Origin of the sequence: Dokdonella sp. (assembly GCF_019634845.1) — a bacterium.
GTDB lineage: Bacteria > Pseudomonadota > Gammaproteobacteria > Xanthomonadales > Rhodanobacteraceae > Dokdonella_A.
Genome location: NZ_JAHCAQ010000003.1, coordinates 1 through 25,110, shown reverse-complemented (window position 1 = coordinate 25,110; position 25,110 = coordinate 1). Strand labels below are relative to the sequence as shown.

17 protein-coding genes, 1 other RNA gene and 2 pseudogenes are annotated in these 25,110 nt (G+C 60.3%); 7 read left to right on the top strand and 13 right to left on the bottom strand.

Annotated elements, in window-relative coordinates; genetic code table 11:
- Positions 1-15 precede the first annotated feature (15 nt).
- Complete coding sequence (gene fur / locus KF903_RS02725) at positions 16-423, bottom strand: ferric iron uptake transcriptional regulator (RefSeq protein WP_291210693.1); 408 nt, start codon at positions 421-423, stop codon at positions 16-18.
- Positions 424-527: 104 nt separating this feature from the next.
- On the opposite strand from fur, the gene KF903_RS02720 reads away from it, so the two are divergent.
- Entirely contained in the window at positions 528-944 is a 417-nt protein-coding gene (locus tag KF903_RS02720; protein ID WP_291210690.1) for an outer membrane protein assembly factor BamE, read from the top strand.
- Between the two features lie 6 nt (positions 945-950).
- On the opposite strand, the gene KF903_RS02715 is transcribed toward KF903_RS02720, so the two are convergent.
- On the bottom strand, positions 951-1,238 hold the full coding sequence (locus KF903_RS02715) for an RnfH family protein (RefSeq protein ID WP_291210688.1): 288 nt from the start codon (positions 1,236-1,238) through the stop codon (positions 951-953).
- A gap of 142 nt (positions 1,239-1,380) precedes the next feature.
- Between KF903_RS02715 and smpB the strand changes: the two genes are divergently transcribed.
- Together smpB and ssrA are read left to right on the top strand one after the other, a co-directional pair.
- Positions 1,381-1,872 (top strand): SsrA-binding protein SmpB, encoded by a 492-nt coding sequence (gene smpB / locus KF903_RS02710; protein WP_291210684.1) that lies wholly within the window; start codon positions 1,381-1,383, stop codon positions 1,870-1,872.
- Positions 1,873-1,921: 49 nt separating this feature from the next.
- Positions 1,922-2,273, top strand: a transfer-messenger RNA (tmRNA) gene (gene ssrA / locus KF903_RS02705).
- 553 nt (positions 2,274-2,826) lie between these two features.
- On the opposite strand, the pseudogene KF903_RS02700 reads toward ssrA, so the two are convergent.
- The 11 genes and pseudogenes from KF903_RS02700 to KF903_RS02650 all read right to left on the bottom strand — a co-directional run.
- Positions 2,827-3,326: pseudogene (locus KF903_RS02700) on the bottom strand (transposase); the annotation flags it as partial.
- 29 nt (positions 3,327-3,355) lie between these two features.
- Positions 3,356-3,508, bottom strand: coding sequence for a DUF262 domain-containing protein (locus KF903_RS02695; protein WP_291211155.1), 153 nt, complete (start codon positions 3,506-3,508; stop codon positions 3,356-3,358).
- Between the two features lie 73 nt (positions 3,509-3,581).
- On the bottom strand, positions 3,582-4,304 hold the full coding sequence (locus tag KF903_RS02690) for a hypothetical protein (RefSeq protein WP_291210681.1): 723 nt from the start codon (positions 4,302-4,304) through the stop codon (positions 3,582-3,584).
- The gene (gene pglZ / locus KF903_RS02685) at positions 4,301-6,316 is read right to left on the bottom strand and encodes a BREX-3 system phosphatase PglZ (RefSeq protein WP_291210678.1); all 2,016 of its coding nucleotides are present in this window, start codon (positions 6,314-6,316) and stop codon (positions 4,301-4,303) included. The genes KF903_RS02690 and pglZ overlap by 4 nt, the downstream gene beginning before the upstream one ends.
- Positions 6,313-9,075 (bottom strand): helicase-related protein, encoded by a 2,763-nt coding sequence (locus KF903_RS02680; protein WP_291210675.1) that lies wholly within the window; start codon positions 9,073-9,075, stop codon positions 6,313-6,315. The genes pglZ and KF903_RS02680 overlap by 4 nt, the downstream gene beginning before the upstream one ends.
- A 68-nt stretch (positions 9,076-9,143) precedes the next feature.
- Positions 9,144-11,942 (bottom strand): DNA methyltransferase, encoded by a 2,799-nt coding sequence (locus KF903_RS02675; protein ID WP_291210672.1) that lies wholly within the window; start codon positions 11,940-11,942, stop codon positions 9,144-9,146.
- Positions 11,943-11,990: 48 nt separating this feature from the next.
- Positions 11,991-15,731 (bottom strand): DUF6079 family protein, encoded by a 3,741-nt coding sequence (locus KF903_RS02670; protein WP_291210669.1) that lies wholly within the window; start codon positions 15,729-15,731, stop codon positions 11,991-11,993.
- Positions 15,732-15,765: 34 nt separating this feature from the next.
- On the bottom strand, positions 15,766-16,221 hold the full coding sequence (brxF, locus tag KF903_RS02665; RefSeq protein ID WP_291210666.1) for a BREX-3 system P-loop-containing protein BrxF: 456 nt from the start codon (positions 16,219-16,221) through the stop codon (positions 15,766-15,768).
- 71 nt (positions 16,222-16,292) lie between these two features.
- Positions 16,293-17,702, bottom strand: a complete 1,410-nt coding sequence (locus tag KF903_RS02660) for a DNA-processing protein DprA (RefSeq protein WP_291210663.1) — start codon at positions 17,700-17,702, stop codon at positions 16,293-16,295.
- Positions 17,699-20,524, bottom strand: coding sequence for a RecQ family ATP-dependent DNA helicase (locus tag KF903_RS02655; RefSeq protein WP_291210660.1), 2,826 nt, complete (start codon positions 20,522-20,524; stop codon positions 17,699-17,701). The genes KF903_RS02660 and KF903_RS02655 overlap by 4 nt, the downstream gene beginning before the upstream one ends.
- Complete coding sequence (locus KF903_RS02650) at positions 20,525-21,445, bottom strand: WYL domain-containing protein (RefSeq protein WP_291210658.1); 921 nt, start codon at positions 21,443-21,445, stop codon at positions 20,525-20,527.
- A gap of 283 nt (positions 21,446-21,728) precedes the next feature.
- On the opposite strand from KF903_RS02650, the gene KF903_RS02645 reads away from it, so the two are divergent.
- From KF903_RS02645 to KF903_RS02630, 4 genes and pseudogenes are all read left to right on the top strand, one after another.
- Positions 21,729-22,676: a patatin-like phospholipase family protein gene (locus KF903_RS02645; RefSeq protein ID WP_291210655.1), complete on the top strand. Its 948-nt coding sequence runs from the start codon at positions 21,729-21,731 to the stop codon at positions 22,674-22,676.
- 13 nt (positions 22,677-22,689) lie between these two features.
- On the top strand, positions 22,690-23,583 hold the full coding sequence (locus KF903_RS02640; RefSeq protein WP_291210653.1) for a nucleotidyltransferase: 894 nt from the start codon (positions 22,690-22,692) through the stop codon (positions 23,581-23,583).
- Positions 23,584-23,595: 12 nt separating this feature from the next.
- A complete protein-coding gene (locus KF903_RS14260; RefSeq protein WP_345777729.1) occupies positions 23,596-24,021 on the top strand; it encodes a DUF3223 domain-containing protein in 426 nt (141 codons plus the stop codon).
- Between the two features lie 57 nt (positions 24,022-24,078).
- Positions 24,079-25,110: pseudogene (locus KF903_RS02630) on the top strand (IS256 family transposase); the annotation flags it as partial.

Below are 25,110 nucleotides of genomic sequence, written 5' to 3'. Positions count from 1 at the left end.
GCGGCCCGTAGCCCGCTATTTCTTCGCCAGCGGGCGCACGTAGAGCACGAGGCTGTGATCTTCGATCACGTAGCCGTGCTTGGCCGCGATTTCGTGCTGCAGGCGCTCGATTTCCTCACTCGAGAACTCGATCACCTTGCCCGACTCGACATCGACCATGTGGTCATGGTGCTTGCCGCGGTCGAGCTCGTAGACGGCCTGGCCGCCCTCGAAGTTGTGCTTGAGCACGATGCCGGCGGCTTCGAACTGGGTCAGCACCCGATACACGGTCGCCAGGCCGATGTCGTCCTCGTTGTCGAGCAACTGGCGGTAGATGTCCTCGGCCGTGAAATGCTTGCCCTCGTGCTTGTCGAGGATCTCCAGGATGCGAATGCGCGGATGGGTGACCTTGAGGCCGGCCTTGCGCAGTTCGTTGGATTCCATCACATGCCTCCCGCTGCGGCGTTCATGCCCTGGTTTGATTCGAGCCTTGCCGGCGCGCCCGCTAGTGTATCATCGCCCCTTTCACCGCTTCGGAACCGCCCTGCATGCGCATGCGCTGGCTCGCCCTCCTCGCTTTCGCCCCGCTCACCGGCTGCGGCCTCATCTACAAGGTCGACGCGCAACAGGGCAGCCTGCTCGACAAGGGTTCGGTCGAGGCTCTGCAACCGGGCATGAGCAAGCGCCAGGTGCTGCTGATCATGGGCTCGCCGTCGGTCATCAGCCCGTTCGACCAGAGCCGCTGGGACTACGTGTCGACGATGCGTCGCGGTCGCGACAAGATGGATCGCAAGGATCTCGTGTTGCATTTCGACAACGACACCCTGGCGAGCATCGAAGGCGACTACTTTCCGGAAAATCCCGAGCAGCTCATGGCGGATGCGCGCAAGTACAAGCGCCAGTATCCCGACGAGAAGCGCTCCGACGAAGACAAGAAGAAGAAGAAACGCGGCGGCGAGGGCTGACCTGGCTCAGCGCCTGCGCTGCGCGCGCAGCCGGCGCGCCTCCTTGGGATCGATCCGCAGCGGCCGGTACAGTTCGACGCGGTTGCCATCGGCCAGCACGCTCTGCAGCGTCACGCGGCGCGACCAGATGCCGACCGCGCAGTGCGCCGGATCGATGCTACAGACCTCGGCCACACCCGACGCCGCAAGCGCCGCCGCCACCGTGCTGCCAACCGGCAGCCGCAGCGCGCGCAGGAACTGGCGCCCGGGTTCGGCATAGGCCACCTCGACCAGGATGTCGTCGACAGCCGCCATCAGCTGACCACCCCGCCCTCGCCCGCACACCGCCTCGGGTATGCTGCGGCAATACTGCGCCCGGCGCAGCGTGCTGCGCACGCAAGGCGTTCCACGAACTGGCGACGCATCCCGATCACAGGAACAAGCCCCGTACTTCCCCATGGCAAAAGCAAACGACAAGGACAAACGCGGCAGCGCCACGATTGCGCTCAACAAGCGTGCGCGCCACGAATACCACATCGACCAGCATGTCGAAGCCGGCATCGCGCTGCAAGGTTGGGAGGTCAAGAGCCTGCGCGCCGGCCGCGTCAATCTCGGCGATGCCTACGCGATCGTCAAGAGTGGCGAGATCTTCCTGTTCGGCGCTTCCATCGTGCCGCTGATCTCGGCCTCCACCCACGTCGTGGCCGACGACCGCCGCACGCGCAAACTGCTGCTGCATCGCGAGGAGATCGACAAGATCATCGGCGCGATCGAGCGCAAGGGTTACACCCTGGTTCCGCTGGCCATGTATTGGAAGAACAACCACGTCAAGCTCGACCTCGGCGTCGCCCGCGGCAAACAGGAGCACGACAAGCGCGACAGCGAGCGCGAGCGCGATTGGCAACGCGAGAAGCAGCGCGCGATGCGCGCCAGGAACCGCGAAGCCTGACGCCGCGACTTGATTTTCGCCACGATCGCCACCACCATCGGACGACCCCGGGGGCGACCTGGTTTCGACGGGGGACGTGAAGTAGCTGGGAGCATGCCGAGGGCGTCATCTTCCTCGTTAATCCGATGGCAAAAAACTAGACGCGAACGACGACGTCTACGCTCTGGCCGCTTAAGGCCTAGCCCCGAACCCACTTGTGCCCGTGCTCGTGGATGTAGGGTCACTATCACGGGATCGTCCGCACCGGCGCCTTTCGGTCGCGGATCAAATCCAAGAGGCTGGTCCGGCGGTGCGCCTCGCACGTTGTGTTGCCGCCGGATGAGACCAAACAGCGTGACAAGCATGTAGCGCCTGGCGCGGAGCGCCTTCGGACGCGGGTTCGATTCCCGCCGCCTCCACCAATAATGAAACCCCAACCGTTCTCGGTTGGGGTTTTTTCTTGCCCGATCGCGCCGGTTCCCGCGTGTTCTTGGGGGTTCCTGCGGAAGCCTGCGGACTGCACCGGTCAGCCTTCCAGCCCGTTCCGGGCCATATTCCACTCTCTCCTGGCCATTCCTCGCTCCGACCTCACTCCCTGAAACTGGCCCGAAGTCCGCAGTGGCCATAAGTCAGCGCCATACAGATCAAAGAGTTACGCGCGGACGAATCAAGCGGTTGGATTGCAGCATTGGCTATCGGAGTGGGCAAACGTCCCTAGCGCAAAGCCAGCAGTCTTACCGTGCGTTCTATTCGATCTGTTCAAACAGTTTCTGCGCAGCGAGCCTGGCAGCGGCGTCTTGCGCCGAAGCAAGCGGTTCAAGATCTACCCCGTCTCGACCTGCGACGTAGGCTGGACCGCCGACGCCATCGTCGTAGTCCGAACCGTCCTCGTTGATGGCGTAGTGCGCGTCCCGAGTCAGATCCGTTCCGACCAACTGCGAGAGATACACCCACGTCCAGCATCGCTGTAGGTCAGACGCGCTTGTGATTGACTTCGAACCCTTCGCGCTCCACCAGGATGTGCAGCCGCCGGTAGCCGAAACGCCGTCGCTCGCCGGCCAGCTCGATCAGGCGCTGCTGCAGGCCATCGTCCTTTCGCTGGGAGGTGTATTTCAGCACGCTGCGCGACAGGCCCAATACGCGGCAGGCGCGCCGCTCGGACACATGAGTCTCGGCCCGCATGACAACGACGGCGTCGCGTCGTGCCTGCGGGCTCAGAATTTTCCCCGCGCGACGACCTTCAATGCCTCGTTGTCCAGCATCGCTTCGGCCAGCAGCTTCTTGAGCTTGCAGTTCTCTGCCTCCAACGCCCGCAGACGCTTGGCATCAGGTACGTCCATGCCGCCGAACTTCCGACGCCACAGGTAGAACGACGCGTCGCTGAAGCCGTGCTTGCGGCAAAGCTCCTTGATCGGCGCGCCCGCCGCCTGCTTCAGGAAACCAATGATCTGTTCTTCGGTCAACCGCTTCTTCATGTCCGCCTCGCTGGGTTGGCGGACTCTACTTAAATCAGACTGGCCCTGAAAATGGGGAGCAGGTCAGTACCGATAAAGTATTCCCGCGTGGTGCCCGCATCGATCTGCTCGCCGATATCCTCCAGCAGCTGATGCACTTCCTTATCCGTCCAGACGTACTCGCGCTGGTAGTCCGGGACGATAGAAGCACTCCCTGAATGCCTCCTCGATACTGTATTTGTGGTTTTCGATGCGAGCCATATTCTTCCTTCTTCTTCAAATCGTGCTGCGCAGAGCGACGAACTGGTTACTCGGTCCTTCCGACCGAAGGATCAGGTTCGCACTGCTCGACACCACGTAGGCCAGGGGCCGCGTCAGGGTGAATGGGAACAGCACTGGCAGCGACTGCAGGCTCGGGACGGAAACGGGCTTGCCGGCGTAGCGCACCGCCGCTTCGATCAACCAGGCAGTGAGCTCGTCGTTGTCGACGGCCGTTGCTGCCAGCCGGATAACGCGCTTGCCTTTCTCGACCCGCTCCACTGCGCCCCAGCTCGCCTGACTCTGGATGACCATGTTGGTCATGCGCCGGGTGCCTTCGCGCTCCCCATAGGTTTCACTCATGCGCCGATGGACCTCGGCGGACGCGCAGTCGCCCTGAATGGCGGACAGGCGGCCCACCAGCTCAGCCACCTTGCCAAAGAACGGGTACGTCGCCACGGACATGCCCCAGCACAACGCGGCGACCGGAATGTCCGGCTGCGCCTGGTGGATGGCCGCGCCGCGATCCGCGAAGTCAACCAGTTCAGCGCGCGGCTCCAGCCACAACCGATTCAGGACGGTGCGTGTTTTCTTCTTGGCTTCCACGCCAAGCTCGGCTGCATCGAGCAGTGCATTCAGATCATCTAGCCCAGCCACGCCTGCACGAACATTCAGTGCCGCAGCCGCCCAATCAAGCTGAATGAACCGATCAAAGCCTATTTTTGGGGCTGATGAATTCATTCGGTACCAATCACATAACTGACTTTCACAAAGGGCACGATCAACTCTTCGATCGACACCCCGCCGTGGACCACCACCTGCTCGCCCTCCGGCACAAAGGCGGTTCGTCCGCCTGCGAATAGGGGCATGAAGTTCGCGGGTAGTCCAGCGATGTCCAACCTCACTGTGGTGGGATAGGCCGCAGCGGAATCGGCCAGCAATGACTCACTCCGGTAGACCCGAACACGCTCGCCGCGCGTCTCGGCAATCACGCCCTGGCTGGGTCTGCCGACGCCGGTGGACTCCACGTTGCCGTGGTCAGCCGTGAGATAGATGTGGTATCCCTTGTCCAGCAGCAGCGAGAACAACCGGTCGACGAAACCGGTCGTCAGCCAGTTGCCGATCCACATCGCCACATCCTTCTTGGACCGCTCCTTGTGGAGCCGATCGTCAACCTCATCGATGACCAGGCCCACCACCTTCGGGCGCCGGTCGATCAAATCCGCTTCCAGCGCGTCGAGCTGATGGGTCTGACGCAGCGCACGTCGATACATCACCTCATTCGAGTTGACGCCTTCGTTCTGCCAGAACGTCTTCCACAAGGATTCCTCCTTGTCCGTCCTGTCGATGGAGTCGTCGAACTCGCGCGGTTTCAGGCCGGAGAACAGCGCCTGGCGCGACACCGATGTCACGGTCGGCAGCCATGCGAACGCGGTTCCCTCGTCGAACGCGAAACGTTTCGTGGTGGCGATCAGGCGCTCGCGGATCTGTACCCACTGGTCGAAGGCCAGCCCGTCGAATACCAGCAGAGCCACCTTGGTTTCCCCTGCGGACCGCCGATGCCGCAAGAAGCGCGGCACGTGGTGCACCATCACCGGGCCTTTGGTTACCGGCTGCAGGATCAGGTCGGCGTAATGCTTGGCTGCGACCCAAGCTCGCAGACCCTCGTCTGATTGCGCCTGCAAGGTCTTGATCCGCTCCCGAATCACCGGCAGGTGTTCACTGCCTTCCGTGCCTGGCAAACCATGCGTGCGGGCCAGGATTTCACCGTAGCGTTTGGCGAACTCGCTCCAGTCCTTGTGCGAAGAGGTCGCTGTTGGTGTCGCTTCGATCAGGCCATCGATGCCTTTGAGCACCAATGCCTGCAGTGCCGCCGGGTCCTGGACGATCCCGGCCTTGATCCAACTCGGCATCCCCGCCGGAACGCTGTGCACCGCCAACGGATGCAAGCTGCCGTCGAGGAACATGGAATCGACCAGCACCTGCACATCGGAGTGATCGAACGGAATCTCGATCTTGGCGACGTAGTCTGGTGGTGGCGGTTCGCCAGTGCGGGTTCCGTCCAGCCCCTGGGTCTTCAGATAGCGGTACCACGCATCCTGCACCACGCGCAGCAGCGCGCTCTTGGATGCCAGCCATGTGGCGACGGGCAGATCCGTGAACAGCCCCTTGCCCTGAATGATGCCTGCCGCGTGCTGGGCGAACAGGGGTGGCAACGAGCGGTTGGCGAAGTGCATCCGCAGCAGCTCGCGCCAGAAGTCCACTGGGTTGCGAATCGACCTGGGCGCCAGTTGGTAGACGTGTTCGAGGATGAAGTCCTTCGACTCGTTCTCGCCCCTGGCCGACTGCAGCTCGGTCTGATGGGCATGAAACAGCCCGGCAAAGTGCTCCGGCTCGACTTGCTGTACCGCGCTGTAAGCCAGCTTCGGGAATAGCTCCGCAAGGCTGAGCCGGACCACACGACCGTGATGCACGATGTCCCACGGCAAGACATTCGCATCGGCGCTGCGCAGATGCAGAACCAGCGAGGGCGCAGGCCCTTGCTCACCGCGATCCCATGCGGCGCGGTAACGCTCCTCATACTCCGCGCGAAAGGCAAACGGGTCCTCGTACAGCATCAACTCGAAGCCGCGACCGCGCAGCTCGGTCAGCAGCTTCTCGTCGAGCAACACATCATCAGGGTCGCACGCCACCCATAGCTGGGTAAGATCGGCCGTGAAGTGGCTGAGAATGCGTTCTGACCACTGGCTCATCCCACCTGTCCTCCGGGCATCACATCGCCGGAGACGCGCACCATCATCACGGCATTCAAATCCGGCACGCTGGCCTCCATGTCATCGAGAGCGGCCATGCGCGCATCGTGTTCCTGTTGCAGTCGCTTGCGCCGATGCTCGCGCACGGCGGGCAGGCCGATCCGTCCAATCGCCTGACCTCGGGCTTCGAAGGCATACACCGCACGCTCGCGTTCTTCCTTCAGTCGGGCACGGTGCTCGTTCAGCAACTCGGTGAAGATCCGTTCGCCTTGGGCGCTGGCGGCCGCGTGCGAGGCCTCGAACCACTTCACCGACTCCTCGGCGCCGGTCACGGCATGAACATCCACGGTCTCGGTCAGCAGCAGGTCCCACACGCGCTTGGCAGTGGGTACGAAGGGGCGACCTTCCTCGTTGACGAACACCGGCAGGAAGCGCTTCCGGCTCAAGCCTTCAGCGGCCAGGCTGATCTCCCACAGCGACCAGATGCCGCGCACAGAGTCGGGCAACCCGGTCACCCGTATCACCGGCAGTGGCTGGCCGGCAACAAAGCGCGGCAGCTCGCTGATCACTGCCCGGGCGCGTGGGTCTTCCATCGTGACCCATTCCAACTCCGGGTTCTCATCCGCCGTGCGGGCGTCAAAACAAGCCTGTGCCGACTCGCTGCCGTCCGCCCACTTTACGCGCCACGCCTTGCCAACCTTTGCTGCCGAGCCGCCGCGCGCAGCCAACCCGCTGGTGATGGCGCGCTCCAGCCAGAACTGCGCCGGGTGGTCGCGCCACTTGCGGGCGTCGTCAGCGTCCAGATCGTGCTCTGTGGTGAGTAGATCGCTGTTCTTCTTCGACTCCGCCAGCGTGGAGCGCAGCTGCGACACCACCGCGTCGCACTCTTGTTCGATGGCATCCGGGTTCTGCAGGCCATGCACGAACAGCTCGTCGAAGATCGGGTCGGCTTCGACCGAATCCATCACGTCGGCCGCCTTGTCGACGCCAAACTCCTGCGCGATGACCTCGAGCTTTGCCTCCAACACCTGGCGCACGCGGTGCTCCACGGTGTCTTCGAGCACGAAGTTGATGGCGCGAACCACGTGCTTCTGCCCGATGCGGTCTACCCGGCCAATCCGCTGCTCGATCCGCATCGGGTTCCACGGCATGTCGAAGTTGACGATGACGTGGCAGAACTGCAGGTTCAGACCTTCACCGCCCGCATCCGTCGAAATCAGCACGCGAACATCCTTGGAGAACACCTGCTGGGCGCGCGTGCGGGCTTCGAGATCCATGCTGCCGTTGAGCGTCGCCACTGAGAAGCCACGGCTCTCCAGGTATTCGGCCAGCATCGCTTGCGTGGGCACGAACTCAGTGAAGATCAGCACCTTCAGCGCCGGATCGCCTTCCTCCTGCTGCAGCTTGTAGATCAGCTCCAGCAGCGCCTCGGCCTTGGCATCGGTGCCGGCGGCTTCGGTTTCCCGCGCCAAGTCGAGCAGCATCTCGACTTCCGACTTCTCCAGCTCCCAGCCGCTGGACTGCATCGCCAGATCCACCTGGGACTGGCCGTCCAGATCTGCCCACTCGTCGGCGCTGGTGTTCTCGAACAGGTTGGCCTGCGGCTGCGGTGCTTCAAGCAGGGCCTGACGCTTTTCCAGCGTGGTGCGGATGGCTGCCGTACTGGACGTCACCAGCCGCTGCATCAGGATCATCAAGAAGCCGATGTGGCGCTGCTTGGCGGCCATGGCCTGGTTGTAGCCGTGGCGCACATAGTCGGTCACCGCCTCGTACAGGCGCTGTTGCGAGCCGTGCCGTGCCTGCCACGCCACCGCCTGCAGCCGGGTGGCACGCGGCTTGAACAGCGGCTGGCCCTCGGCGTTGATCGATGCGCGCTTCTCGGTGCGGATCACGAAGGGACGCACTCGGTCGCGGCTGACGCTGCTTTCATCCGGGAAGGCTTCGCGGTCCAGCAGCTGCATCAGCCGCATGAACTGGTCGGTCTTGCCCTGGTGCGGCGTGGCCGACAACAGCAAGAGATAGGGCGAGGCCTCTGCCAGCGCGGCGCCCAGCTTATAGCGGGCCACCTGCTCGGTGCTGCCACCCATGCGGTGGGCTTCGTCGATGATGACCAGATCCCACGACGCCGAGATCAGGTCCTCGAAGCGCTCGCGGTTGTAGGTGTTGAGTTGCTCCAGACTCCAGCCGCGACGGCCTTCCAGCGGCTTCACCGAATCCAGCGAGCAGATCACCTGATCGTGCATGCGCCACAGGTTCTCTTCCTCGCCCGCGCCGCCGCTGCGCCATTGGCGGAAGGCCGCCAGCTCGGACGGTTCGATGAACTGGAACTTTTCGCCGAAGTGCAGGCGCATTTCGGCCTGCCACTGCCGCACGAGACCCTTGGGCGCCACCACCAGGATGCGCTTCACTCGGCCACGCAATTTCAACTCGCGCAGCACCAAGCCTGCCTCGATGGTCTTGCCCAGGCCCACCTCATCAGCCAGCAGGTAGCGAATGCGGTCGCGGCTGATGGCGCGGTTCAACGCGTAGAGCTGGTGCGGCAGCGGCACCACGCTGGACTGGATGGGCGCCAACAGCAGGTTGTCCTCCAGCGCATCCAGCAGCTTGGCGGCCGCTGTGGTGTGCAGGATCTGCTCCACGCTCGGGCGCACGCTTTCCAACGAGGCCAGATCCACGGCCCGCGCACGCACCACCGCGTCCTTGGCCGGCAGCCAGACGCGATATGCCACCTCACCCCACACGTCTTGACGCTCGATCACGCGGCATGGCGATGCCTGCCGCGTCAACCAGCACCAATCGCCGATGGTGAACCCGCTACCGGCCACGATCAGATCCCGTCTTCGGTACGGGTCAGCGCGAGGTCATAGAGGGTGAGCAGCTTCTCGTCCTCTTGCAGTGCCTCATCGGGAACCTTCTTCGCAATGTCGATGATCGTCTGGTAGTCCTTATTACCCCACGCGGCCCTGAAGCCAGCGCGCAGCGCTTCCAGGCGAAACTCCTTCAGACGGCGCCCCGTGAACGCTCGGTAGTGGTCAAACTCCTTGAGCAGCGCCTTCTCGCGTTTCTTCTCCAAGTCCTGCGCCTTGTTAGGGTCTGGGACGTACCAACGATCCTTGGCCTTGGCCACAAGCGCCGGACTGTTCTTCTCCAGCCCGCGAAGATCTTTGTGATTGGTAGACAGATAACTGTGTATCTGGCTCGGAACCTCGCCAGTACCGTCGTACTCGATAAAGTTGTCCTCTAAAAGGGCGGCAAGCTCAGGTTTTGATTCGTGCTTTTTCCAACCAGCACCCAACTGGCTGATGAAATCAGTATGAATCTCCTGATATGTTGAAGGACGCCGTTTCAAGAAATCGGTCAACCAATCAATTGCGCTGCGCTCATCGGAAACAAACATTTCCATCTGAGGAGCGACTGAGACCTGCATCCTCTTCTTGTCATATTCAGAAACCTGATCAGGCAGAAAAATCATCCCGTCCCGCTCAACAAAGCGCTGCAGCAGGCCTGCTTGAAATTCATGCGTGGACATGGGAACCGGGACATTGTGCCGAATAAACCACGCGACCATTCGATCGAAAATGATCCTTGGATCTCGCTCGGCGATGAACTCCAAACTGCCATTTCTTACCTTTACGGTTGGCAGATAACTCAAATGAGTTCGAACAAAGTCCCAAACTGAGTCCTCTGTTCCACCGGAGGATTCAAATCTATTCTCCAGTCCACCATTCGGCTTGTATGCAGAAATAACAAGATCTTGCTTGACTGCAATTGTCGAAATGTATGCGTTGATACTTCCCTGCTTCTTGTCGAGCGCGGAGACATTGGCAACAATAAATCCCGCCTCAGATATAGCGGTTTGAATATTGTTCCAAACCGAAGCCTTCGTGTTAGAGAACTCAACAGTCATCCACCTTCCTGGCTTCAGAATGCGATAAGCCTCTTTGAAGCAAGTCGTCATTATTTGACGGTACTCGTTGGCACCTTTTCCCTGAATGTCGTTTTCAATGGCTTCAGTCTTATTGTTCGTCCGCACCTTTAGCCATGCCTCCCAGAGGAAGCTCATTTCTGAATAATTGATGTTTGCGCCGAAAGGTGGGTCAATAAAAACATAGTCTAAAGAGTTGGAATCGATATCCAAGACTGATGTCGATGATGTGCCAATCGCAACGTTCTCAATCTTTCCAACATTGACAAATGCCGAAGATGACCTCGAAGAAATCTGCGGAAATATAGGAACCTCGCTGTGAATTGAGGGGCAATAGAGTGTTCCCGTTCTTTCCTTTCCTACCCAGCCTCCCCGATTCTGTCCTTTAAGCGCAGCGAAATAATTCGACATGAGCGGCGCACAGAGTTGAGTTGACTTGTACATCATGGATGTGAACATAAACTTCAACTCTGGCGAATCGGCTCGACTCCAGCATGCCGCTAGCGCCCATAAATTTCTTTTGTAGAAAAAATGGTGGGCATGCGTAATCCCGTGGGAGTACTTCGGTTGCCTGGTGTTAAAACCATCTGGCAACTCATCTATTGGAACCCAATAGGGGATGTCCTTCTCTTCTATTTTTTCGAGTAACGCAAAATCACCCAGGTCTGGCTTCTTGTCGTACCGTCGTCCATTAAGGGTGTAATTAATTAGCACCGGGATCTGTTTTGCATGCTTGACGGTCGCACCGATTAACCGGTCGTGTTTCGTGATCCAGACGCGCTCAAGCGCTTTCTTGTTTAGATTCTTTGAGCAATGAGGGCAATCAAATCGCTCTCTGACCTCGCCAGCATCCGGGTCAACTGCCACATTCCAAAAGACTATTTCCCCTGCGCACTCAGGGCAGTTAAAGACGTCCGACCAAAGAGCGTAATTAATCTGCCCCTTCGATACGCCATCCGTATGAGAGGTCTCATAAAGCCAGGCGCACTCTGCTCTTACCTCGTCATATATCTTCTTGACCTTGGCTTCGAATGCAATCGGGTCTGACGCGGAATTGAAGTTGTGTGCAAGGAATGTCGCAGCTGGGGAAAGATCATTCAGGATCGATTTGCGAACGCCAATTTTTGAAACTTTCTCCCACTTTGTTTCGCCCTGTTCGTTCCGGGTCTCTCCAAAAATATCCCCGTTAGCATCCACCCTGTAGCCAAGGGATTGGACTGCGGATTGGTCGCCACACAGCTGGGCAGCAACCCCAGCCATCCCAGTTCCAGAGAAGCCATCAAATACGAGATCGCCAGGGTTTGTGTAATGAAGGATGTACCTCATTACAGCCTTTGGCGGAACCTTGGTGTGATAGCTGTGAGCGTTACATATCGGGTCATTTCGACCTTCGCTAACATCGGCTGCAAACGGCTCTTTGCTGTACGGAACAGACGAGTCATAAGGCTTGCCGTAGTGCTGGACAAAGACCCCGATAAACGGATTCGGACATGCCGTGTAATACGGCGGATCAGACAGCGCCAGGATGTCTTCGTCCGAGCCGACAGGAAAACCTTCGATCTTCCGGAATGCGGGGTCCTTGAGCTTCTCGGCAAGCAGCTTCAGGTAGTGCTCGCGGCGAGCCTCATCGCTCGGGAACGTTTGCCCGAGGCATTCAACCGGGCCTGACTTGGCCGCATGGTTCTGGAAAAGATCGCTCATCAGTCGGTCCTCAAATTCTTGTTGTCATGGTCGGGCGATCACTTTGTGTCACTCGATCACGAAGCGCAGCTTGGTGGCGTCTTTGCCCTTGCAGCGCTCGTTCATGAAGGTGTCGAAGCGCTTGCGCAGGTCGTCCGGCGTGGCCGGCGAGCCGCCTTGCAGCAGCGCCTGCTTGATCTCGTCGCCCTTGACCGCGATCTTCTCCAGCCCCGACAGCGCCTCCTGCACGGCGTTGGCAAACTCGCTGGTCATCGGGTCCGGGAGCTTGCGTGAGGTCAGGAAGGCGTCGATCAGCTTCTTGGACGCGGGCGGCAACAGGCCCAGGCTGTCCTGCGTGAACGGGTCTTCCAGGTTCTCCAGCAGGGTCTGTTGCCAATTGGCCAGCAGCTCGTCCAGATCGTCATCCAGCTTGTGCAGGCGGTTGGCCGCCGGGATCAACTCCAACTGCTCGGCAGACGGGCGGAACTGGCAGTGCGGGCAGACGGCGGCCGTGACCAGCGTCGGCTCATCGAGTGAGGAACAGCTCTTCAGACCGTTGAGCGACTCCTCGAACGCGGTGAGTTGGCTGGTGGGCATCAGCGACACGCCGGCCAGCACGCGCAGCGCCAGCAGGCGATCGTCCTTGCGCAGGGCGTTGCGGGTCTTGTCCTCGGCCACACCCAGCCGCGCCTTGCTGTGGCTGGCGATGTAGGCGGTGATGTAGTCCTTCTTGAGCTGGTTGAGCGTCTGCCGGTACTCGGAGGCGTGCTCGGCTGTGCGGTCCTGGCTCAGCTTGTCCTGCAGCGCCTTGCGCGCCGCCTCGGCCTGCTTCACCCAAGGGTGCTCGGCGGGCAGCACCATCTCGGCCTGCGAGAGGTAGGACGCTGTGCTGCCCAGCTCGACCACCAGTTCGAGCAGACGCTCGACGGCGGCGAGGATCTCCAGATTCTTCTTCTGGCTGTCCAGGTCTTCCTGCGTGACGCGCAGGTTCTTGAGCTTGCCGACGGTGTTGTATGGCGCCAGCGACTCGGTGAACTTCTTCAGCGAATCCAGCCGGGCGTGCCAGTCCTTGGCTTCTTCTTCACGCAGCAGGTTCTGGCCCCAGAAGCCGAGCTTGCCTTGCTGCAGGTCGGAGCCAGCCTTGAGCACACGCGGTACCAGCGCGCTGACTTTCTCCTGCAGCTTGATGACCGGCTCGGTATCGCCCTGGCTGGCCTTCTGGGCCAGGCCGGACGGCAGGTCGAACAACTCGAACAAGGCGCGCAGGACCGCGAGGTTGATCTCCTTGGGCGCCTCGACGTGCTTGAACTGCTTGAGCTCTTCCAGCGAACGCTCTGCGAGTTGCACTAGCTTGCCGGAGTCGATCTTGTCGCCGGTGATCGACAGCACAATATCGCCGGAATAGACCAGGCCACCCAGCACCGTAACCAGCAGGTCGGGTTCCAGCCGGTACTTGATCGGGGCGAAATACTCCACATCAGACGTGCCCGACAACAGTTCGCTGCGATTGAGTACCTGGCCGTGCCCTTTGGCCTTGAGTCGGTTCAGAACCTCCTGCGCGTAGCGGGAGGTGGCGGGATCGACACGGTCACCGTCGAGCAGCTCCAGGGCATCGAGGATGGCGGCGGCGTCCTTGGTGCGTGTGCCGCCGGCCAGTGCGCGCAGGGCATTGCCCACCAGTTGCTTGCGGTTGGCCTCGGTGATCAGCACAGAAAAGGTGGGGTACTCGGGTGAGATGTCGGCAAAGCGCTGGCCGAGTGCCAGGCCGGAGACGATGTTCACCACGTCGCGGAAGTTGATGCGCTCGTCAGGACCAAGACGCGCGCGGTCGCGCAGGGACACGCCCTTGGACCAGTCCTGCAGCGTCTTGGTCTTGCCCTGATAGGTGACCTCGAACGCGGTCATCTGCTTTTCCTGCAGCCACTTGCTCATGGATCGCAGCGAGTCCTGGGCTTTCGACAGGTAGATGGCCTTCGCGCCACCGCTGGCGGTGGACGCCAGATCCAGTGCTGCCGCGTATTGCGACAGGTAGCGCTTGTAGTCCTCGTCCGGTGACTTCAGGCGGAAGAACACTTCGTCGGCCAGGTTGTTGTCGCTGAACTTCGGCTTGTCGAAGGGCTGGATGAAGTAAATGTAGAAGTCGCGCTCAGGCTGGGCCGTGGGTCGGTCATTCGGTGCGCCAAAGAACAGGTAGCCCATGCGCTCGACGCGGCGCTCCTGCCACTCGATCTGGTACTGCCAGATTTGGAAGCCGGGGTAACGCAGATCGTCGCTGCACTCCATCAGCGCCTTGATGGCACTGTAGTAGGCACGGTCCAGCGCGTTGTCGGACAGGGCTTCGGCGCGCTTCTCGATCTGCGCGTCGTAGTCGATGTCCTTCTTCAGGTCGAGGTAGTACTGCTCGGTGTCAGGTGCCTTGGAGATGAACTGGCCGTTGACGGTCTTGAGCACTTCCCGCAGCACGGTCTGCACCATCGACAACAGGTTCTCGGCCGGATCGCCCGGCATGTCCTCCACGCCTGGCTGGAACAGACACAGGGCGTCGCGTAGCTCGGCGGCCGTAGGGCCGATGGGCACATGGATGTCGCCACCCGTGGTCAGCCGGTGGACGGCCAGCGCGTTGATGACCCGTAGCGCCATGGCCTTATAGGCCGGGCGCGTAAAGGCCTGCTGCACGCGGGACTCCAGCACCTCGGACACGCGCATGACTTCTTTGATGTTCGGGTCAGCGCGCAGGACCGAGTTGGCCTTGATGGTGTTCCAGAAGCTCTCGTAGCTGATGAAGAGCGGCTTGTCTGCGGGCACTTCCTGGTCGAGGATGGCCAGCATGGCGGTCTCGATGGTCTTGAGCGCGCCTCGCTTCTCGGTGAAGTGGATCTGCTCGAAGGTCTTCAGGTAGTCCGGGTGAACCGGGAACAACCGCACGTACTCATCCATGCGCTCGTTCATGGAGCCGTAGAACTTGGCGAACGGCGTGAGGTATTCGCGGATCTTGTTCTGCTGGTCGGCCGTTTTCTTGAGCAGGCGCGCGGAGACGACGAAGCTGACGTCCTGACGGTCGATCAGGATCTGGGTGAAGCGCTCGTTGACCCGGCGCATGCTGTCGGCCACATGCTGGAAGCGCACGCTGTCGAAAATGGCTTCCTGCACACCAGCCACGAAGCGGAACTTCAGGTGCTTGGTGACTTCACCGATCTGACGCAGGATGGCCAGATCCTGCACCAGCTCGTGGTCGCGACGGGACTGCAGATACTCCAGGAACTCGTCGACCACCAGCAGCACGCCCTGGGCGGGGAATTTCTCCGCGAACGCGGCCATCATCTCCTCGAAGGAGTCCTTGTTGTTGAGCTCCTTGTCGGCCGTCGGGAAGGTGTAGTCAACACCGAGCTTTTCGAGGAAGCGCTCAAGCTGCAGGGTAATGATCTGGCGCAGGGGCATCTGCAGCCCGCCCACCTCGATGCGCAGCACCTTGAAGCGGCCAGCGATCGGGGCAACCGCCTCGGCGACCTTGGGGTGGCGGATCATCGATGCGTAGGCGGCGTCTTCAGCCACCAACGACAGTACCGACATCAAGTGCGATTTACCGGTGCCGTAGTTACCGACGATCAGCACGCCCTTGTGATCGACCGAGTCGTCAAAACTGAGCTGGGGAACCATGAGCTTGGAGATCCGCTCGGCCATGTCGTCGGAGATGACGTAGGTCGCGACGAGCTTCTTGGCCTCGTCCGGACGCCCGGCATCGAGCAGCTGAATGACTGACTCGATCTGCTCGAACTGGATCAGATCTCCGTATTTCATGTTCTTGGCCATATGATTCTCTCTTCCCCGCCGTTTCTTAATTCGGTCAAATTTCGAGTACGACCACGCCATCACGGCTGTAGTCACGATGTTCTGGATGGCTCATGTCGGCGTACACCAAGCGATCACCGCGCAGCTCGCCAGGCCAGACGGCCACGACGCGCTTGGAGTGAGCCAGCCGCCTGACGAGGTCAAGCGGGTTGATCTGCAGGCTGGGCTCGAACAACAACTCGAGGTTGTCAAGCAACAGCGGATCTTCAGTTCGTTCCTTGTCCGCGATCTCCCGCAGCAGTTCGCCCGCCGAGAAGCCGCGCTTGTTGTTCGGTGTGGCAGCCAACCTGCGCCCCAGTTCAAGGCCGACGTTGAGCAGCTCGATGTTGAGCTTGGCGCCGAGCTGGCGCAGCAGTTGGGTCTTGCCACTGCGGCTGGGGCCGACCAGCAGGATCAACTTGCTGTTGAGGTCGCCGATTTCGCCGATGAGTCGTTCGAGTTTTGCGATCACCTACGCCTCCGATCTTTAGTTATTTCGGGTGCGTGCGGGGCGCGGCAACTAAATCGATGCATCGTCATGGTTTACTCGAACAACCGTTTTTGCTTGACGACATAGCCCGCTGGCTTCTTCTGCTTTTCTAGTACGCCTTCGTCAACCAGACGCTGTAACCATGCCTTGGCCTGCGCGTTTGACACGTCCAGCGCGGCGGCCACTTCGGCGTCCTTCATCGGCACACTCAAGAGTTGTTGAATCGCAGCGCGCACGGCAGCGAAGAGCACTTCAGCAGGGGTCGATTCCAGCTGCGGAGATTCCTTGGCCTCGTCTATCGGCGCCACAGCCTCTGGTGTGACTGGCGGCAGTTCTTCCAATACCGCAGCGGGTGGCTGCGCATCGGAAACAATGTCGACCGGCGCCGATGGCTCGCTCGCGGCCTGAGGCAATGGCGCGGCGTCGGGTGGCACGGGCGCCGTTGGCTTGGCATCAGCCGACGTTGGCTCTTCGTTTGAAAACAGCGCAAAACCAACCTGTGGGGATGCCGTCGGCGTTGGCATCGCCACGTTGAACACATCCTCGAACGAATCCACGTCTTGCGGGTTAGGCCAGGGAAGTGCGCCTTTCTTTCGCAAACCATCTAATCCGGCGGAAGACTCGCCCGTTGATCGAATGAAGACCGGGACAAACTTGAGTTTGTCGAGTTGCTCGACAGCGCCTGCCCAGGTACCACCTTTGTTGAGGTCGGAACTGACCACCAGTGAGGTGTCTGCCAATGCATAAATCAGCTTGTTCCGCTGCATGGCGTTGCCAACATTGAACCCGGCACTCGGGTCGTAGGGAGAAATCAGCACCAGTTGACCATCGAGCAGCAGATTGCGGTGCTCGCGGTTCATGGCGGTCTTTTCCAGACTGTCTGCCAGCACGCCACAAACTTTTCCACCTCCCTCAAGCGCACCCCGCATGGCGGCCTGATCGATGCCCTTGGCGCCACCGGAGACAAGCGTTCTCCCTGCCCGAGCAGCGAGCCGGCCGACTACCATGGTGTAGTCGATGAGGGCGTCGTCGACATGGCGCGATCCGACGACGGCAAGCCCACCGGTTTCGAGCAAAGCCATGTCGCCACAGCCGTAGAGCACTGCCGGGGCGTCTTCGCGCAGGCGGGCCTTCAGGCGGCGTGGGTACTCTGCATCGGCACGGCTAACTACCCAGATGGCACGTGCCTGCCAGCGCTCGATCACTTGGCTCAGCAGGAATCCGCGCCCCAGCAATTTCTGCAGGCGGCTCTCGTCAATCACCGGTTGGCACGCACGCAGGATCTCAGCTGCATCCGGCGAGAGGAGATCCGCAGGCTGACGCTGGATTTCGCGCAAATGACGCGCGAGACGTTTGTACTCACCAGGCGAGAGCAGATCCGATGAAGCAGTGCCTCGTCCGGCAATGAGTGGCGCAGTCAGCAGCAGGATCGCCTGGGTGTTGGGTGAGAGGACTGGCGTCATTCGTCGTGCCCCGTCTGTGAAAGGGCCATAGGCCAAACTGCGCCACTGCCGCTTTTGCGCAGCAGCCATGCAGACACCGTTAGCGTCCAGCGCGAGTCGACCATGTCATCCACCAAGAGGACTGGTCCGGGAGGAATGGGCTGACCGTTGAGTGCGAGCGAACCATCAATGTTGCGCGCCTGTTGTGTACTGTTTGCCATCGTTTTCTGTTCGGGCCTTGCGTCTGTTTTTGCGATGACCATATGAAACGGCAGACCCAGCGCAGCAGCCAAGCGTTGCGCGAAATTCGGTACCAATTCGGGGTGCCGAAGTGAAGGAACGCAGGTCACCCAAGTCGGGCTCGGCTGTGGATTCCACTCTTGAATCATCTTCACACACGCAGCAACGAGGTCATCGGAAAAGTGGCCGTCGTGGTATTTGCCCTGTCGAACCAAGCCACCCCAACCGGCATCGCCCCAGACACATAGCGCCTTGCCGGATTCGGCCTGATGGGCAGGGGCGATGAATCCCTTGACACCGTACTGGGGCATTCCACCATCGGGCCATTTTTTCCGGGGCTCGATGGGCAAGCTGGTTCGACGCAGAAATTCGACGGCGGCTTTGACCAGCTCGGTATCCACGGTTGCAGGCAATGGCGGTAAGGCAGGCTCTGTGACAACACTTGGATCGCCGTCGAGCGCGCCAATCAAAAAGCCCATGTGCTCACCAAACGGCAGGCTGACGTAGTACTGCATCTGCTGGTGCTCGTCGCGTCGCAGGGCCGTGAGGCGCTCGGCTCGTTCCCAGAAAGCCTCGCTCAGGGTGGCGGCGGTGAGCTGCCACTTGCTGCCTTGTTTGGCGATGGGTGCCGGCGCTTCGAGGGATAGCAGCGCGATCGTTTTGTCGACGCGGCCCTTGCTCAGATTGACTCGACTCAGTAGTTCGGGGACAGACAGCCCATTGGGCTCGTCTTCAAGCGCTCCCAGGACGTCGGCAACTTCTTGTCGGGTTGGGAAGGCACTCCGGATAAACCAGTCAGTGATGTCAGACTCTTCTTGGCCGCTGAGCAGCACGCCGTAGGCGGAGTCAAGCGCGCGCCCGGCACGGCCGACTTGCTGGTAGTAGGCGACGACCGAGCCTGGCATCTGGTAGTGGATGACGAAGGCCAGATCGGGCTTGTCGTAACCCATGCCCAGCGCCGTTGTGGCGACCAGCGCCTTGACCTCATTGTTGAGCAGCGCCTGTTCCAACGCCTCCCGACGATCGCCCGTTTCGCCCGTGTAGGCCTCGACGTTGAATCCCCGGGTCTTGAGCCAGTCGGCGACCTGATTGGCGTCACGCACCGTCAGCGCGTAGATGATGCCGTGGCCCCGCAGTGTGGTCAGTTGCTCTGCCAGCCAGGCAAGGCGCTCCGCCTGGCTGGGTAGGCGGATGGTTTGCAGGGTGAGCGACGTCCGATTCAAGTCGCCGCGCGAGACGTCCAGTTTCGGACCGAGCACAGCAGCGAGATCCTCCATCACGCGGTTGTTCGCCGTTGCCGTGGTGGCCAGCAGCCGCAGGTTCTGCGGCAGCGTCTTGACGATCCGCTCCAGCAGGCGGTAGTGAGGACGGAAGTCGTGGCCCCAGTCGGAAATGCAGTGCGCTTCGTCGATGACCAGCATCGAGATCTGTGCGGCGATGCCGGCCAGGACCTGCGTGCGGAAGCGCTCGTTCGCCAGGCGCTCGGGTGAGATCAAGAGGATGTCGACTTCCCCACGCGCAAGGGTGGCCTCGACTTGGGTCCAGTCGTCGACGTTGTCGGAGTTGATCGTGGCGGCGCGAACGCCCATGCGCTCTGCCGCAGCGATCTGGTTGCGCATCAGCGCCAACAGCGGCGAAATCAATAACGCCGGGCCGGCTCCCGCTTCCCGCAGCAACTTGGTCGCGATGAAGTAGACAAAGCTCTTACCCCACCCGGTCTTCTGCACGACCAGCAAGCGGCCTTTGCCTTCGACGATGTGACGAACGGGATCTTCTTGGCCGTCGCGGAAAGTGGCATCGGCGCGTCCGGAGCCGGTCCGCAGCAGTTCCAGCGCGCGTCTTGGGTCGTAGGCCACCTTATTGCTCTCCCTTGTTTTGGTCGGGCGAGTGGTGACCCATTCTTGGCCGTCCGAATCAAGAAACCTTGTGCCGCCAGGTTTGGCAGTGAATTCATACACACACTTATTCGTCGAATAAGAAAAACCGCCAATGAATACTCGCAATCGACCAGGAACGTAGTCCAAGTCTAGTATTTTTTCATTTCTGTCATACGAGTATCCAAGCAGGCCATAGGGTGTTGGCAATATTACTCGAGACGACTCTCCCTGTTCAGCAAGAGCGTTTACTGGCCGAAGCCAAACGCGTAGATCATCCAAAATTTTTGGCGGCAAAAGCTCAACTGCAGTGCCATCTATTAGTGAGATTCTCCGCAACCCGCCGCAGCCGCCCTCAAACGAAAATGTAGGTAACGCAAAAAAATATGAACCATCAAAAAAACCTTCTGAAGAACCATCTTTGTAATCATTTCCCTCGTAGCACGTGATTATTTCCAGAGATGGAAACCTAAGAACATAAAGGTCTTCATACCACTGCGATTCGCAAACGACGGCAATGTTATTGCTGTCGTCTGACGTGATCACTTTCACGAAATCTGAGCCAGGAGAAATGACCAGATCTGAAACCACTTCGCCTATATCGTATTTAACACACGACAAACTGGTGTCGGTCCAGCTGAATGAGTCAGAATCGTAACTTCTGGGAGTTACGACGAGCATGTATTCGCCTATTCTTATCTGCGTTTTTTCCGAAAAGAAGTCGCTCATTCAATAACCACCATTTTTAACATCACAATTGATGCCATTAGGAACCTTGTAGCCAGGCGCCAACACAGCGTTCTTGACGCCGTACAGCGCCAGATGATCTTTCAGCCAGAGCCTGAATTCGTAACCGCGCATGCTGTGGTCCGGAGAGCAGTCCACACTCCACTGCCGCAAGATGTATCCAGCCGTGGCGGCACGCAGCTTCATCCGCAGTGACCCACGAACCATGCCGTAGTCCATCTCCGTAATTTCAGGACGGGGCTGGTCCGGGTGCGGCACCATCTCCAGCTCCACGATTCGGGTCCATTGGATGTCCTGATCACTGCGCTCATGGGGCTGCACATCTGCATCCCTCATGAGGACCGGGCGCTTGACCCGGGTGATGACGAAATCCCGGAACTCCTGGGACTTCCGGTCGAAGGCGCGGACATGCCAGCGTAGACCGTTGTCGATCAGCGCGAACGGGACGATCTCCCGCTCGGTGCGACCACTGGAGATGGAGTGGTACTCGATGCCGAGCGGACACTCCTGGTGGATCGCCCGGGTCACGCTCGCCAGCACATCCAGATCCGGATGCGTGAGCCGTGACGGGCTCTCGCTGGCCACCCACGCCTTGAGCCGCATCGGCTCACCGTCGCCAAAGCCCTGGGTCAGCCACGACAGCACCCGCTCCGGTGGAAAGTCGAAGACGGGCCGGTAGTCCGGCCCCAGGACGTAGGACTTGCCCTTGGGGTCGTAGTCGATATTGCCCGGGGCCAACTCTTTGTACAGCGCCAGGTCCCTGGATGCGGCGGCGGACTGGATGCCAAACCGCGTGACCAAGTCCTGGCGGCGTATCTCCCCGATGAAGCGCACGCGCAACTCCACGAACGCGAGCCGGTCGCGTTGTGGCTGGGTTAGATCTGCAAGCTGTTCGTTCGACATCCTGGCTGGCTCGTTCGGGTTAGCGAATGCTTGTGCGGGTTATTGCGGAAAGTATATGGTCTGCCATAGAATCTGTCTATGACTCCATTTTGATTTGTGTGTGCGTCGTATTGTGATAACTACAAGCGGCGCAGCGATAAAAGGATCGGTACGGGCGCCATGCAAGATTTCGCAGAGCTTCACCTCAAGCCAGAGACGCTGGCGCGGCACGATTTCAGCCCGAGATTGCGCTGATGATCGCCGGCATTGCATGTGTTCATCAGTTTTGGTGAGGGCGTTGAAAATGGTGGAATCGAAGAAGGACTCGACGTCACCTACCTTGCTGCGCGTCCTGACGCTAGACGGCGGCGGTGCCAAGGGCTTTTACACACTGGGGGTACTCAAGGAAATCGAGGCTATGGTCGGGTGCCCACTTCACCAGAAATTCGATCTGGTTTTTGGGACCAGCACAGGCGCGATCATCGCGTCACTGATTGCGCTCGGCCACGACATCGATTCCATCCTGCAGCTTTACCGCAAGCACGTGCCTACCGTGATGTCACAGAAGACCGCTCCGGCCAGGTCGCAGGCATTGAAAAATCTGGCGAGCGATGTCTTCGGCAATACAACGTTCAGTGACGTGAAGACAGGCGTAGGGATCGTCACAGCCAAGTGGCTGACCGAGCGCCCAATGATCTTCAAGGGCAGCGTTGCCCAAGCGCACGGGCGTGTCGGCACGTTCGTCCCAGGCTTTGGTGTAAGCATCGCAGACGCCGTCAAGGCATCGTGCTCGGCTTACCCGTTCTTTGAGCGGACGATCGTAAGAACATCAATGGGCGAGGATATCGAACTGATCGATGGCGGGTACTGCGCAAATAACCCGACGCTGTACGCGATCGCCGACGCAGTCCAGGCACTGCAAAGTGACCGCAAGGACATCCGGCTGGTGAGCGTTGGCGTGGGTGTCTACCCCGACCCGAAGCCGAGCTTCCTGATGAGGCTCGCGAAGAAATATCTCGTTAGCGTGCAGTTGCTGCAGAAAACATTGGAAATCAACACGCAGTCGATGGACCAACTGCGGCAGATCCTTTTCCATGACATACCGACCATTCGGATCAGTGACTCCTATGTCACCCCTGAAATGGCGACCGATCTTCTGGAGCACGACATCAATAAGCTGGACATCTTGTTCCAGCGAGGGCGGGAGTCGTTCGCGTCACGGGAGCATCAGCTTCGCGAGTATTTGATATAGCCAGGGGGGGAAGATGCCTATTCCAGAATCACAGCTCGAAACGTGGTCCCATCAGGGATCAATTACCCAGTCGAGCAACACCTATAACGCGATCAAAAGCGTCTTGGAGGCGAGCACCACGCCCTACGCCGGCAAGAATTTCAAGGTGTTCCTTCAAGGCTCATACGGCAACGACACGAATATCTATGCCGAGAGCGACGTGGACATCGTCATTCGGCTCGATGACTGCTTCCATAGCGATCTCGAATCGCTGTCCGATGACGAAAAATCAGCCTACAAGCAGGCATTCAGCGACGCGACCTACACGCACACCGACTTCAAGCGGGACGTGCTGTCGGTGCTTGAAGACCAATACGGATCAGCGGTGAAAACTGGCGACAAGGCAATTGCCATCGATGCGAGCGGTTCACGGCGCAAGTCGGATGTGATTGTCGCGACGCAATTCCGGCGGTACTTCAAGTTCCGGTCAGCGAGCGACTCCGAGTACGTCGAAGGCATCTGCTTCTTCAACGCTGCCGGCGAACGAATTGCGAACTACCCGAAGCAGCATTCGGCGAATCTGACGGCGAAGCATCAGGCATCATCGAAGTGGCTAAAGCCGATGGCCCGCGTGTTCAAGAACATGCGCAGCAGACTGGTCGAAAGTGGCTTGATCGAGGCCGGTATTGCGCCCTCGTACTACATCGAGGGCCTGCTGTACAACGTACCGAATGAGGAGTTCACAACCAGCTATCAGGACTGCGTGGCCAACATCCTCAACTGGTATCGGCAGGATGCAGCCAAGACAGACTTGGTTTGCGCCAACGAACAGTATTACTTGCTTCGTGATGGCTACCACACCTGCTGGTCTCAGACGGACTGTGATGCACTGGTCGAAGTGGCGGTTGATCTCTGGAATCAGTGGTGAGGAGAGGAAGGCATGGCAAAACCCGTCGAGATCGGCCCCCACAGCTTCCGGACCCAAAAAAGCGCACTGGACCACTACAAGGCCCTGCTTCACCGTTACCAGGACGATGATCGCATCTCTGAACCAGGGGACCACGCCGACCTCGTTGCGCTCATCGAGCGATATGACCCGATTCTTGACCAGGTTGGTGAGCCGGCGAAGGGTTGTGGCCAGATCGGCCACTTCGAACGGCGCCTGAACACAGGAACGGGCTGGAGCAACTCCGGCTTTTGGGTGGTGCGATTGGACGGGTCCGGATCGTGTCCCACTCCGTGGTGTAACTCCAGTTCCGATGGACTCGGGTGCAGGCGGAGCTACGGGGCTCAGTTTGCCATGTCAGACAGTTGCGCAGTGGACGGGTCGGCAAGCAGCTCGTTCATGGTGTCGCGCGGCATGTAGCGGGCGCGCTGGACAGCCCACTCATCGTTCTGCTCGAGCAGCACGGCGCCGATGAGGCGGCGGATGGAACTGGAAGTCGCCGCCCGTACCGGGGCCGGCTACGGAGAGAAGAATCCGGAGCGGCTTGTCCAGCGCAATGGCTACCGCGAGCGCGACTGGCAGACGCGCGCCGGGACGGTGGAGCTGAGGATCCCGCGACTTCGGCAAGGCAGCTACCTGCCGAGCTTCCTGGAGCCGCGGCGGATGACCGAGAAGGCGCTCACTGCCGTGATCCAGGAGGCCTACATCCAGGGCGTGTCCACCCGGGCGGTGGACGACCTGGTGCAGGCCATGGGCGGCAGCGGTGTCTCCAAGAGCCAAGTGTCGCGCCTGTGTGCGGAGATCGACGAGCGCGTGAACGCCTTCCTGGGCCGCCCCATCGAAGGCGACTGGCCGTACCTGTGGATCGACGCCACCTACGTGAAGGTACGCCAGGAAGGTCGCATCGCCAGCGTCGCCACGATCATCGCGGTGGGCGTCAATGCCGATGGTCGACGCGAGGTGTTGGGCATGGACGTCGGGGCCTCGGAGGCCGAGCCGTTCTGGACCGGGTTCCTGCGCAGCCTGACCCGGCGCGGGCTGCGCGGCGTCAAGCTGGTCATCTCCGACAACCATGCCGGCATCAAGGCCGCCGTGACCAAAGTGCTGACTTGCGCATGGCAGCGTTGCCGCGTGCACTTCATGCGCAATGCCCTGGCGTACGCAGGCAAACGCGGCAAGCGCGTTGTGGCCGCCTTCATCGCCACCGCCTTCGCACAAGACACGCCGAAGGCCGCCAAGGAGCAATGGCGCCGTATCGCCGACCAGCTGCGTCCCACCGTGCCCAAGCTCGCGGCGCTGCTGGACGAGAGCGAAGCCGACGTCCTCGCCTACATGACCTTCCCGTGCGCCCATCGCACCAAGCTGCATAGCACCAACCCCATCGAGCGTTTGAATCACGAGGTCAAGCGCCGCGCCGACGTGGTGGGCATCTTCCCCAACGAGGCGGCCATCCGCCGCCTCATCGGCGCCGTGCTGCTCGAGCAGAACGATGAGTGGGCTGTCCAGCGC